Here is a 13,072-nt window from a genome sequence, read left to right on the forward strand (position 1 = left end):
CTGCTTTATAAAAGTATTTCCTAATTTAGACTATAACAAATATTTTCAAATATTGAATATAGAATATAATCAAGAAGACGGTACAGCATTAATATCCTTCAATTTTAGTAATGCGGATGGTACAAGTACAGGTAATTTAGAAGATAATAACCACTAAATTTTTAAAATGACTAGCATATATCACATTCTTGACCATGTTCCTGCTATTTATAAACAGGATATGGAAATAGAGTATGAGCATTTGGCAATGCAATTAATTAAGTCCGGTAAATTACGGATAGATACCGATGATTGCTGCAATTTTGCAAGATTTACCGAGCCTGCTCTGAATATAAGTTTGATGGTTAGCAAAGAAGAATTAACAAGCCCGCATTTAATCCCTGAAACTACCAAACTTTTTCAAAATTTATACAGAAACTCTGCTTCAGATCAGAAAATAAAATCAATTTTCGACAACTTAAAAAAGCAAATATAAAAGCTACAGCCGGTTCAGAAAGAAGTAACCGAAATGCTGGCACGTATTTTTGTCCAGTCTGCCCATCCGATCGTAATAAGATGGCTTCTTCTTAACAAGACGGAAGTATTTCTTACCTATTCGCATAATATCGGCGATATGATGGATATGGTTAGCTGGCAACGAGTAGGCGGTAATAGCGGTATGCAAAGCACTAACGGCAAGGATGTAGCTATTTTTGTTTCATGCGGCGGTAATCCTTTTGCTGAAAACAATAAAGATCATCCAACTTACGGCAACGGCTTTGCTGCGGCAGCAAGACTTCAGATTATCACAGCCCAAGAGCTGGGGCATTTTGCCAATATAAAAAGAGATGACAGAGGCAAGCAAATAACTCGCCATTCGGCTAATTTTTCTGGTACTAAAGCTACCGATAAAGTACGAATTGCTAGAAAAAATGACATAATACATTGTCATAATTTGCTACATAAGCTCCTTAAAGCAGGTATGAAAAAGCAATTAGATTATGAAACGAAACTTAAATTTTATAATGCAAATAAAGTTAGCGGCTTAAAAGTTTATGCTATAAAATTTATGATTTTTATATATAAATTTCGGCTTTTAAATTATAGCAGTAGGAATAATCTAATATTTGTAAAAAAATTTAAAACCGACAAATATATGGCCTTAATGATTGATGCTATGTTTAAAGATATGCAAGCTAATTTATCACCGGCAGCTGACGTGTATAAAAATAAAAACCCTGAAATTGAAGAAGCCATAGCATGTATTGAGGCACTCGCTAGAGTACCGCAACAAGCCGTAAAATGGGGATATTTAACTACCAAAGAAACTATGCAAGACCTTTATAAAATATATTATAATGAGGTTATACCTTCTCTGATTACTAGCTATAATGCTGTCACCGGTGAAAATTATAAACGTGATTTTAAAAAACCAAAAAGTAGTTTCTTTTCTAAAATTAATATCTTTAGTAACAAAAAGCTAGTGCTAAAACCGGTTAGGGAGTTATGAGCTATTGCTTTTATAATAATTTAGTATTATATTTAATATAAAATTATATATAAAAAATGATATGACAAGCTTATCTATTACTCTACCCGATAATATAGCTAAAGCTAGTAATGAAATTGCTAAAAAGCTAGGATTATCTAGAACGGCATTTATTCGTCAAGCCATTATACATGAACTCGATATTCTTCAGTCTCAATTTGAATAAGACGATATTATAAAAAGCTTTAATGCAATGAAAAAATCTAAAAAATATCTAGAAGAAATGACAGAAATCACTGAAAATTTAAATTCGGAATTACTAGAAGAAAAGGAAAAATGGTGGAGCAAAAAGAAATATTAACACGGGGGTATTTATTTAGCTAGACTTGATCCTGCTAAAATAAATGAAATTGGAAAAACACGTCCCATAATAATACTAAATTCACAAACAATATTAGATTCCATCCCTCCTATAATTTTTATTTGTCCTCTTAGTAGCCAATCGCAACCGGAATTTAGTAATCTTCATTTTGAATTAGATGTATGAGATAACTTAGAGGTAAAAAGTTATGCACTAATAGAACATTGTAGATCAGTAAGCATAACAAGAATTATCTATCCAAGACTAGCACAAGCTACTTCTTATGAAGTAAATCGTATTTTACGGGTCTGTCAGATTCTTTGTGTAAGTATGATTTCTCCATTTGCCCAATTTTGTAAAGTAGTATCACAAAGGATTGCAAATTGATTTAAAGCCATCGCCCAATTCTTAATAGGCATTGTCCATTTTTTAGAGGCATTTGTCAACGCCAAAAAGATTATTTTCTGAATCGATTTGTCATCTGGAAACACTCCTTTATTTTTAATAATTTTATGAATTTGACGGTTAGTGGATTCAATAGCATTAGTAGTGTAAATCGCTTTTCTAATGTCTTCCGGAAAGCTAAAAAATGGAGCTATGCCAGACCAATTTCGTTGCCATATGTCAAAAATAACTGGATATTTTTCATCCCATTTTTTGGCAAAATTTTGTAATTCTCTTAATCCCTCTGCTTCATTTATTGCAGAATAAACTGCTTTTAAATCAGCTGTTACCGCTTTTAAATCTTTGTATGATACGTATTTTACAGAATTTCTTACCATATGAACAATACACAACTGCACTATGGTTTTTGGAAAAATGTTATTTATCGCCTCTGGAAAACCCTTAAGACCATCAACAACATGCAACATATATTTGTTCAACTCCTCGATTCTTAAGTTCTGTTACTACCTGCATCCAAAATTTAGACCCTTCATCTTGCCTATCCAAATTCCTAATAGCTCTTTCTTGCCCTCCATATTCACTCCAATAGCTATATAAACTGCTTTATTTATTATTACATGATTATCTCTTGCCTTAACATGAATACAATCTAAGTACATTATAGGATATACATTATCAAGTGCTCTATTCTGCCAGGCAGTTACTTCCTCTAAAATACCATCAGTTACCTTTGATATTAACTCAGATGATACCTTGGTGGCATATAGTTCTTCTAAGTGCCATTGTATTTCCCTAATGGTCATTCCCCGAGCATATAAGGATATTACTTTATCATCAAATCCTTCAAATTTACGCACTCCTTTTGGAATTAGTTGAGGTTCAAATTCTCCGTCCCGATCCCTTGGCACTTCTACTTTCAATTTACGACCTTCTGGATCTATTAGAGTCTTTTCATAATTGCCATTATGTCTGTTATCTGAGTCTTTCTCATTTTTAGAATGTTTCTCATAACCTATATGAGATTCCATTTCTTTCTCTAAAATCTTATTTACTATCTGCTTTTTAATTTCCTGAAATATCCCTTCTTTGCCAAATATCTCAGATGGATCACTTTGTGATAGTATTTCTGATACTACTTTTTCTATAGTTGGATTTGATACTTTGCTCTTATTTTTCATATTAGCCTCATGTAAGTTGTTTTAATTAATTTTATTCTTAACTATTTTTATAACTTACACAAACTTTCTGACACCCTCTTGTTCAAAGATATACGTATCATTGTTATCATAATTATAATTACCATATAATTGTAATCTTGCTAAAGAATCTTCATATCGGAAATTTTCAAGTATTTCTTGATTTTTAGATATCTGAATTTCTGCTAAACAATGTTCAACATAAGCTTTCAGTGCTTCTTGACGAATTCCATCATGTAAAGCTTTTAACATGAGTAAAATTTACTAATGGGTTAATACCATTATTTGCATTAGTAGTAATCATAGCTTCTTCGTGTTTTTGATCAATAGACATCTTTCCAAACTTCGCTTCTAGAGGTAATTTAGACGTCGACCTGGTACTCGCATCCTCACGTATGTCTATATACGCTGCGGTTCTGCGTTCCGTGTCTCCTTTAAATTCCTCTCTATAAAGCTGGTTTGGAAAGATGTCTAACAGGTAATTTATAAATTAAAGGCTCTTCATTACTTACTTCTATCTTATCTATTTCAAGATTTTCTGATTCAGTATTGATTTTTTCTTCAAAATTTATCTCTGGGAAAAGTGCTTTCACATCCGTTATTTCAAATTTTCCTCCTTTTTACCTACTTCATAAGCTTTAGAAACAATTTGTTTATAAATAACGTCAATTAATTCTCGTTTTGTTTATATTTCATCAGAATAGTTAATTCCTCCTTCATTCCAAAACTTTACTATTTTAGAAAAAGTAGGAATATATTTACCGGTCTTTGCTAAAAATTTTTGTATAAATGTAGGTTCAATAAGAGGGGTTAATGTAGGATTTTCTTCATATTTTTTAAATACATACTCGACAATTTTAGGTATATTTTGATCTGTTTCTATTTCGTCAGGTAAGCCATATAATATTTTGTTGGCTATTACTTGATCCATCTTCTTATACAAAATATTAACCCTGATCCATGTCCATACCGGATTAGTTGTAAAACAAAGCTTTATTACATAAAATGCTAGCGATATAGGTAGAGATAATAACTTTAAATAGTTTTAAGGCAAGTATATCGTATTGGATGAGGGGCGTGGACTATAAATCTCATCCATATCGTGGTTTAACTCACATGATGTTTTAATCTATTGTATACTTCTGTTTAATTAAGTGAGAAGTGATATCATGTATGGCATATCATTACTTAAATTTAACTAATTCGTCAGCAAAATATAAAAAACGTTAACATTTGTCAAATGCTATTTAACGAGATTTTGTTTTAAATCAATTATAATACTTGCAAAGTTTTATCAAGATAAATAGAATTATCCAAAGTCAAAAGTAATATAAGGAATAAGTATGCTTAACATAAACTTTGTGAATGAAGAATCATCTACTAATCAAGGTCTAGTAGTATTTATTGATGAACAGTTAAAGCTTGATAGTAATTTAATAGGACTTGATCAACAACATCACGGATTAATTTCTAAAACTATTCAGAATAAACTGCAATTTACCGGTAAATATGGACAGATCAAGGTTATTCCATCTGTCATTAAATCAGGTGAGGTTAAATATTTGATAATAGCAGGTCTTGGGAATGAAGAAAAATTAACTGAAGCAACAATCGAAGAGTTAGGCGGCAAAATCTTACAGCATGCAACCGGTAGCAAAATTTCTACTATCGGCTTAAAACTTACAAATAGAATTAGCAGGTTTACATCTCAAACATTTACATCTTTAGTTGCTAGCGGTGCGTTTCTTGCTTCTTACAGATTTAATAAATATAGAACTACCTTAAAAGAAGCAGAGAAGTTTGCAGTAGAGTCAATTGAAATTTTTACCGATAATAGCACTGAAGCGGCAAAATTATTTGAAGTCAAAAAATTAATTGCTGAGGCAGTATTTTTTACAAGAGATATAAGTAATGAACCGTCAAATATTAAAACTCCGCAAGTCTATGCCGAAAGAATAGTTGATATACTTGAACCGCTAGGAGTAGATGTTGATGTTATCGGTGAACGTGAGATGAAAAATCTTGGTATGGGAGCATTACTTGGGGTGGGGCAAGGTTCACAAAACGAGTCAAAGTTAGTGGTTATGGAATATAAAGGCGGCAGTAAAGATGCTCCGACCATTGCTTTGGTTGGTAAAGGAGTGATTTTTGATACAGGCGGTATTTCATTAAAACCGTCAAGTAATATGCATTTAATGAGATACGATATGGGAGGTTCTGCAGCAGTCGTAGGTGCCATGATTGCGGTTGCCGGTCAAAAATTACCTATAAATATAGTCGGTGTTGTAGGGCTTGTCGAAAATATGCCGTCCGGTAATGCACAGCGTCCAGGGGATGTAGTAACTACCATGTCAGGGCAAACCGCAGAAGTTTTAAATACTGATGCAGAAGGGCGTTTAGTACTTGCCGATGCCGTTTGGTATGCACAAGAAAAGTTTAAGCCTAAATGCGTGATTGATGTTGCAACCCTAACGGGAGCAATAACCGTAGCACTTGGTAATACATATGCCGGTTGTTTTTCCAATAATGATGAGTTAGCTGATAAGTTAATAAAAGCAGGGGAAGAAGTTAATGAAAAACTTTGGAGAATGCCGCTTCATGATGAATACGATGCAATGATTAGCTCCGACATAGCCGATATAGCAAATATCGGGAACGTACCGGGAGCTGCCGGAAGCTGCACGGCTGCACATTTCATTAAACGTTTCATTAAAGATGGAGTAGATTGGGCCCATTTAGATATAGCAGGCGTTGCAAATAGTAATAAAGCTTCAGCACTTGGTCCTAAGGGAGCAGTTGGGTATGGTGTTAGATTACTTGAAAAGTTTATTAAAGAATATACTTAATGTCACATTGCCTGCGTGGATCAAAAAACGCATTCGGTGTCATACCGTGGCTTGACCACGGTATCCAAAAAACAATAAAAAATACTAAAATTATTAGTATTTTGCACTGGATCCCGCTACAAGCTCGCGGGGGGGGGGGGATGACATGGGTAGAAATCGATCCACGCAAGCCAAACCTTCGTAGGAATGATATTGAGTGTATTCCTTGATCCAAATTAAACTTCGTCTATATATTATTTGTTTATTCTGAATATAATTATGAACACAATAAATAAACCTTATATATTTGTTATAGGTAATGAAAAAGGTGGAGCAGGTAAAACTACCTGTTCTATGCATCTAATAATCGCTCTGCTTTATCAAAATTATTCGGTAGTAAGTATAGATACCGATTCACGTCAAAGTTCGTTAACGAATTATTTAAAAAATCGAGATTTATATAACAAACAAAATCCTGATAAAACTGTATTAGTACCGAAACATTTTCATATATCGGAAAGCGAAGTAGAAGAGCAAGCAAAGAGTTTTGAGCAGGTACTCAAAAATAATCAGGATGCCGATTATATAGTGATTGATACCCCGGGCAGTCATACTCCTTTATCAAGGGTTGCTCATTCTTACGCCGATACAATTATTACACCAATTAATGATAGCTTTCTAGATTTAGACGTAATAGCAAAAGTCGATAGCAAGGATGAAATTATTAGCCCGTCAATATATAGTCAAATGATTTGGGAACAGAAAATGGAGCGTGCTAGTCGTGATAGAATCAGTATAGATTGGGTAATACTTCGTAATCGTTTAAGTAATCTTGATGCATTAAATAAAAGACGCGTAGGAAATGTATTAGCTAAACTTGCTAAAAGAATTAACTTTAAACTTGCAGAAGGGTTTAGCGAACGTGTAATATATAGGGAATTATTTTTGCAAGGTCTCACATTACTTGATCTAAAAACTGCAAAATATGATAGAGCATTTAATAGCTCACATGTGCTTGCACGTCAAGAATTACGAAATTTTTTAGACTTTCTAGGTATTAAGGCTGCGTTTAAAGGTTAATTTCTATTAAAGTTTTTCTTGTATAAAGTTAAAAAATATATATAATGTGCAAAATTAATATGTTTTAACTTTATAAGAGAAACAAATGCCAAATATTTCACCGGAACAACGAAAGGAAGCTGATGAGCTTATCAACAAATATAAAAATTTAACTCCTGAAGAACAAAAAGAAATTGATAGAAAACTTGAATCACATTTTAGAGAAAAAGATCTTAAACGAAATGACCTTCAGTTAAGAATGAATAAGATATTCGGTAATCTATCAAGCGAAAATCAAGAAAAATTACAAGTAAATAATAACCCTATAAATAAAATTAAAGAGGAGTTATTACCGTTAATTAAAGGAATAATAAATTTAGTAGAAAATGTTGCAGAGATAATTAAAAATCCTAAGAAAGCAATATATGAATGGATTAAAGGTGAGTTAAATCAAGTAAAACCTCAACAACAAAATCATATCAAATCAGTGCCAAAACAAAAGAATATTCCTACATTATCAAGATAAATTTTTAGTTTTTATTTGCGAAAATTTACAGTTTTATGTATATAATATAGGGGAAATCGTATAATAAAAAAATAAAAATGCATAAATACAGAACTCATAATTGTAATGAATTACAAATATCCGATGTAGAAAAAGAAGTTAAATTGTCAGGTTGGGTACATAGAAGAAGAGATCACGGGAATCTAGTTTTTATAGATTTACGTGATCATTACGGTATAACTCAAATAGTGTTTACTGATCAAAATCCCCAGCTTATGGAGGATGCAAGCCGTTTACGTTATGAGTCGGTAATTACGGTTATTGGAAAAGTGGTAGCAAGATCAAGCGATACTATTAATGATATGCTTTCGACGGGTCATATTGAAGTATTAGCCGGAGAATTTATTGTTGAGTCAGCTGCAGGTACTCTACCTTTTGTTATTAATACCGAAAAAGACGCTCCGGAAGATTCAAGGCTTAAACATCGCTTTTTAGATCTTAGACGTGAGAAGTTACATAATAATATAATACTTCGCTCACAAATTATTTCTCATATTCGTCATTTGATGACGGCAAGAGGTTTTACCGAATTTCAAACACCGATCCTAACGGCAAGCTCCCCTGAAGGTGCTAGGGATTTCTTAGTACCGAGTAGAATGCATCCGGGTAAGTTCTATGCATTACCGCAAGCACCTCAGCAATTCAAGCAGCTCTTGATGGTTTCAGGGTTTGATCGTTATTTCCAAATTGCTCCTTGTTTTCGGGATGAAGATGCAAGAGCCGATAGATCCCCTGGTGAGTTTTATCAGCTAGATGTAGAAATATCGTTTGTTACACAGGAAGACGTATTTAGTACTATTGAGCCTGTGATATATGATTTATTTACTAAATTTACGGATAAGAAAGTATCAGAGACTCCCTTCGTCCGTATTCCATATAATGAATCTATGCTAAAATACGGCTCTGATAAGCCTGATTTGCGTAACCCTATTATAATTGCCGATGTAACTGAGATATTTAGAGATTCCGATTTTACGATTTTCAGAGAGAATATTAAAAAGGGTAGCATAGTTCGTGCTATTCCTGCACCTAAGGCAGCTGTACTGCCTCGTAGTTTCTTCGATAAAATGATAGAGTTTGCAATATCCGAAGGAGCAGGGGGGCTTGGCTATATTCAGTTTAGTGAAACTGGTGAAGCAAAAGGACCGGTAGCAAAATTTTTAACCGAGCAGCAATTAGAAAGTTTAAAGGTTATAGCGGGTATAAGTAACGGTGATGCTGTATTTTTCGCTAGCGATAAGAAAGAGAAAGCTGCTAAACTTGCCGGTAAGGTTAGAATAAGACTTGGTGCAGAGCTTAATTTACTTGAAAAAGATTGTTTTAAATTCTGCTGGATTACCGATTTTCCATTCTATGAGTTAAATGAAGAAACAGGAAAAATTGATTTTAGCCATAATCCGTTTTCTATGCCGCAAGGTGGTTTGGAAGCCTTAGAAAATGCTAAAACAACGGAAGAACTACTTGAGCTTACCGCATACCAATATGATATTGTTTGTAACGGTATTGAACTTTCTAGCGGTGCTATTAGAAACCACAAGCCGGAAATTATGTATAAAGCATTTTCCATAGCAGGTTATAGTGAAGAGGAAGTTGATAAGAGATTTGGGGGTATGATTAGAGCGTTTAAGTTTGGAGTTCCACCTCATGGCGGAATAGCCCCAGGAATTGACCGAATTGTTATGCTGCTTGCCCAAGCTACCAATATAAGAGAAATAATTGCGTTTCCTTTAAACCAACAGGCTGAAGATTTACTAATGAACGCCCCAAGCTATGTAGAGGATAAAGCTCTAAAAGAGCTAAGCATTATGCTCTCACCATCTGCTAGAAAAAATGCGGAAGGGGGGTAAGGATTATAGTTGTTGTTACAGGCTTTTTCGTCATTGCGAAGAAAATTACGAAGTAATTGACTAAGCAATCCAGTAAAATGCATAGCATTTTTATTATTTTACTGGATTACCACGTAGTCTACGGCTGCTCGCAGTGACAGCTCTTGGTATCCACGCAACAACGTTTTTGAGAATAACATAGCAGTCAGGAATAATACTAATTAATCTCTTCTATTGCCTAAAAATCTCATTAAATATAAGAAAAGATTTATAAAATCTAAGTATAAAGTAAAGGCTGCCATAATAGAAAGCTTTTGTCCTACTTCATCGTTTCCTGCCATGTAATACATAGACTTAATCTTTTGAGTGTCCCAAGCAATTAACCCCATAAATACTACTATTCCAATAAGAGAAGTAGCAAAAGAAAGAGCCGAGCTTTTTAGAAATAAGTTGACTAATGAAGCAATGATAAGACCTATAAGACCCATTGCAAAAAATGAACCCATAGATGTTAAATCTCTACTTGTACTATAACCGTATAAACTCATTGCTCCAAAAACAGAAGAGCAAATAAAGAAAGTACGAGCTATTGATGCACCGGTATAAATAAAAGCTAAATATGCAAGCGACATACCGGTTAAACCGGCATAAACCCAAAATAATATTTGTGCCGTTTGCAGGTTCATTCGTCCGAAACCCATAAAAAAATATAAAGCAATACCGAGCGGAGCAAACATTATAATAGTGCCAAAACCTGTTTGAAACATTAAATTATAAATAGGCTCAACTGATATAGTCGTTACGGCTGCTACACCGGTTAGTAAAAGTGCTAAAGCCATATAATTATATACTTTAAGCATGTATTTTCTTAAGCCTGCATCAAAAGTTTTATTTTTTGAGGTGGCAGTTAAAGTTTTTGTATAATCGATCATAAGTAACCTTAGGATTATGTTATTTATATAATAAAATATAGACTCTTAAAGGTATTTTTTCAAGCTATATTTTATAAATATCTTGCATTGAATATAAAGCAGAAGGTTTATCTTGTAGCCAAATAGCGGCTTTAATTGCACCAATGGCAAAAGAATTTTTATTCAGAGCTTCGTGTTTTAAAGTGATTATTTCATCGTCACCTAGGAAAGATATTTCATGTATACCGTGAACATTCCCACCACGAAGCGAGGAAATACCTATTTCTTTTTCGCTTCTTGGTCTATTACCACGATTAAATATTATATTTAATCCTTTTTCGCTTGCAATTGTTTCAGCAAGCATAACAGCAGTTCCTGAGGGTGAATCTTTTTTATTACGGTGATGCGTTTCTAGAATTTCAACATCGTAATCATCTAGTATTTTTATTACTTCTTTAGCTAGATAGCTAAGCAAATTAGCTCCTATACTCATATTTGCAGAATATAAAACAGGTAAAGTTTGAGCTGCTTTTTCTAAAAGCTTAAAATGTTGAGGCTGGAGACCTGTGGTTCCGATTACTAATTTTGTATTATGTTTTAATGCATAATTAATTAATTTTTCTAATATTTCAGGGGTAGAAAAATCGATGATCACATCAGAATTTTTACAAAAATTATCTAAATTATTAGTACTATTGAATTTTGCTGAAATTTTGCAATCTTTAAATTTATCTATTCTTTCAGCAATAACCTTTCCCATTTTACCGGTAGAACCGCTAAGACCGATATTAATCATATTGATAATATATACTCCTAATAAATGAACAGTAAAAGTAGACGAAGCTTAATTTGGAAAAGAGGAATTAGTATATAAGGCGAGGAGCGGCAGCAGTTATTAATACGTGAGCTACCTGCGAACTTATTAGACAACGTACAGCATATTTCAGAAAACTTCACGACAAGATGAATTTAAATGCGAGCCTACACAGCGTAGATAAACTACGTAAGCACAGGCGAGTCATGCAAAATTCCCTTGTATCAAGTTTTCTGAAATATGCTGTAGCCAATTTTTCAAATTAAACGAGTATAAGATTTATGAAAATATAATAGAGGCTTTAAATCATTTTTAATAGCGGTATTTATTACTTCACCGATAAATATAACATGATCACCGGCATCGTAAGAAGCATATTTATTACATTCTATATGACAAGTTGCACCGTTTATTAAAGGACAATCGGTTTTATTGCCAAGCTCATAATCAATTTTTGTAAATTTATTAGGTTGTGATTTAGCAAAATGTTTTGAGATATCAATTTGATTATCTGCTAACATACTAACTGCAAACTTATCACTTTTTTGAAAACTGTTTATACTAAAAGAGTTTTTATTAAGGCAAAATAATATTAACGGCGGTTTTAAAGATACGGAAGTAAAAGAACTGGCAGTAAAGCCAAAAAGCTCGTTGTTACAATTTGTTGTTATAACAGTCACTCCCTGAGGGAATCGGCTCATAGCATCTTTAAATTGACTTTCTGTTACTGTCCCAACCATTTTTTCATAATTTTGTTAATGGTTCCGTCTTTTTTTAATGAATCGATTGCCTCATTAATTTCATTAATTAGTCCTGAGTTTTTAGACATACCTATAGCAAAATCGGATGAAAATTTTTCTAAAGTACTGCTTTCTAAATTTGAATTATTTTCTTTTAATTTTTTGCCTTGAAATTCCTCAGAAATAATAGCATCTATGACTCTGGCTTTTAATTCTTCAACTAACATTAAATGATTTGCTAAAGAATGAACTTTAATATTCATCGTCTGTGATAGATCTTGTGCTTTTTTTTCTAAAACACTACCGAGCTGTACTCCTACTATTTTATTCTCTAGATCTTTGCTACCTTGTATATTATCACCTGTTCTATATATTATGGCAAATCTTGCAGTAGCGTAATTATCGGAAAAGCTGATATATTCGGCACGCTCCGGTGTTACGGAAAGCTCCGCCACCGCAACATCAATATTTTCACTAACCAAAGCTGCAAGTAAACCGTTAAAGTCGAAGTTTTTTATGATAACTTTTTTATTTAGACGTTCGCTTATTGCTTTGATAATATCAATATCAATCCCAACAATCTCTCCGTCTTGGATGAATTCATAAGGAGGATTATCTGCGGCAGTACCGACTATTAAAGTTTTTTCCGTTTCTTTTTTATCACAAGAAACTAGTAAGAAAGATAGTAAAAATATTTTCAGAAATTTCATAAAAATAATGTTTTAAGTTTGAGTATGTCCTGTGTCATCCCACGATTTGATCAGCCTTGTTGCATGGCTTGAAAAATCCGTTCGGTGTCATACCGTGGCTTGACCACGGGGTGACACAGTGGATTTTACTGATCCATGCAACAAGGCCACGTGGGAATGACATTGAACGCGTTTTTTGATCCACACAACAAA

At 33.3% G+C, this 13,072-nt stretch carries 10 protein-coding genes and 4 pseudogenes; 8 read left to right on the forward strand and 6 right to left on the reverse strand.

Annotation, left to right across the window (positions count from 1 at the left end; all coding sequences use genetic code 11):
- The first annotated feature begins 166 nt into the window (after nt 1–166).
- The 3 genes and pseudogenes from RAS_RS01195 (at nt 167) to RAS_RS10940 (ending at nt 2,015) form a co-directional block, all read left to right on the forward strand.
- A pseudogene (locus tag RAS_RS01195) lies at nt 167–1,489 on the forward strand (DUF2748 family protein).
- Between the two features lie 61 nt (nt 1,490–1,550).
- Nucleotides 1,551–1,694 carry a ribbon-helix-helix domain-containing protein gene (locus RAS_RS01200; protein ID WP_147141583.1) on the forward strand — a complete coding sequence of 48 codons (144 nt, stop codon included), beginning with the start codon at nt 1,551–1,553 and terminating at the stop codon, nt 1,692–1,694.
- Nucleotides 1,695–1,877: 183 nt separating this feature from the next.
- Nucleotides 1,878–2,015, forward strand: a complete 138-nt coding sequence (locus RAS_RS10940; protein WP_408634840.1) for a hypothetical protein — start codon at nt 1,878–1,880, stop codon at nt 2,013–2,015.
- A gap of 125 nt (nt 2,016–2,140) precedes the next feature.
- Here the strand turns inward: RAS_RS10940 and RAS_RS01210 are convergent.
- Together RAS_RS01210 and RAS_RS01215 are read right to left on the reverse strand one after the other, a co-directional pair.
- Nucleotides 2,141–3,412: pseudogene (locus RAS_RS01210) on the reverse strand (IS256 family transposase).
- Nucleotides 3,413–3,466: 54 nt separating this feature from the next.
- Nucleotides 3,467–4,605, reverse strand: a pseudogene (locus RAS_RS01215) (palindromic element RPE1 domain-containing protein).
- Between the two features lie 168 nt (nt 4,606–4,773).
- Between RAS_RS01215 and RAS_RS01220 the strand changes: the two are divergent.
- The 5 genes and pseudogenes from RAS_RS01220 (at nt 4,774) to aspS (ending at nt 9,726) form a co-directional block, all read left to right on the forward strand.
- Complete coding sequence (locus RAS_RS01220; RefSeq protein ID WP_147141586.1) at nt 4,774–6,276, forward strand: leucyl aminopeptidase; 1,503 nt, start codon at nt 4,774–4,776, stop codon at nt 6,274–6,276.
- Nucleotides 6,276–6,458 (forward strand): annotated as a pseudogene (locus tag RAS_RS11285) (hypothetical protein); the annotation flags it as partial. The gene RAS_RS01220 and the pseudogene RAS_RS11285, both read left to right, overlap by 1 nt.
- 76 nt (nt 6,459–6,534) lie before the next feature.
- Nucleotides 6,535–7,335, forward strand: a complete 801-nt coding sequence (locus tag RAS_RS01230) for a division plane positioning ATPase MipZ (protein WP_147141589.1) — start codon at nt 6,535–6,537, stop codon at nt 7,333–7,335.
- Between the two features lie 85 nt (nt 7,336–7,420).
- Nucleotides 7,421–7,840, forward strand: coding sequence for a DUF3106 domain-containing protein (locus RAS_RS01235; RefSeq protein WP_147141592.1), 420 nt, complete (start codon nt 7,421–7,423; stop codon nt 7,838–7,840).
- A 77-nt stretch (nt 7,841–7,917) separates the two neighbouring features.
- Nucleotides 7,918–9,726 (forward strand): aspartate--tRNA ligase, encoded by a 1,809-nt coding sequence (gene aspS, locus RAS_RS01240; RefSeq protein WP_147141595.1) that lies wholly within the window; start codon nt 7,918–7,920, stop codon nt 9,724–9,726.
- Nucleotides 9,727–9,926: 200 nt separating this feature from the next.
- On the opposite strand, the gene RAS_RS01245 is transcribed toward aspS, so the two are convergent.
- The 4 genes from RAS_RS01245 to RAS_RS01265 all read right to left on the reverse strand — a co-directional run bounded on the left by RAS_RS01245 (nt 9,927) and on the right by RAS_RS01265 (nt 12,880).
- Nucleotides 9,927–10,637: a Bax inhibitor-1/YccA family protein gene (locus RAS_RS01245; RefSeq protein ID WP_147141598.1), complete on the reverse strand. Its 711-nt coding sequence runs from the start codon at nt 10,635–10,637 to the stop codon at nt 9,927–9,929.
- 64 nt (nt 10,638–10,701) lie between these two features.
- Nucleotides 10,702–11,412 (reverse strand): 4-hydroxy-tetrahydrodipicolinate reductase, encoded by a 711-nt coding sequence (gene dapB, locus RAS_RS01250; protein ID WP_147141600.1) that lies wholly within the window; start codon nt 11,410–11,412, stop codon nt 10,702–10,704.
- A 275-nt stretch (nt 11,413–11,687) separates the two neighbouring features.
- Nucleotides 11,688–12,170, reverse strand: a complete 483-nt coding sequence (locus RAS_RS01260) for a flavin reductase family protein (RefSeq protein WP_147141606.1) — start codon at nt 12,168–12,170, stop codon at nt 11,688–11,690.
- Nucleotides 12,155–12,880, reverse strand: a complete 726-nt coding sequence (locus tag RAS_RS01265) for an ABC transporter substrate-binding protein (RefSeq protein WP_147141610.1) — start codon at nt 12,878–12,880, stop codon at nt 12,155–12,157. The genes RAS_RS01260 and RAS_RS01265 overlap by 16 nt, the downstream gene beginning before the upstream one ends.
- Nucleotides 12,881–13,072 lie beyond the last annotated feature (192 nt).

Origin of the sequence: Rickettsia asiatica (genome assembly GCF_007989425.1) — a bacterium.
GTDB lineage: Bacteria > Pseudomonadota > Alphaproteobacteria > Rickettsiales > Rickettsiaceae > Rickettsia > Rickettsia helvetica.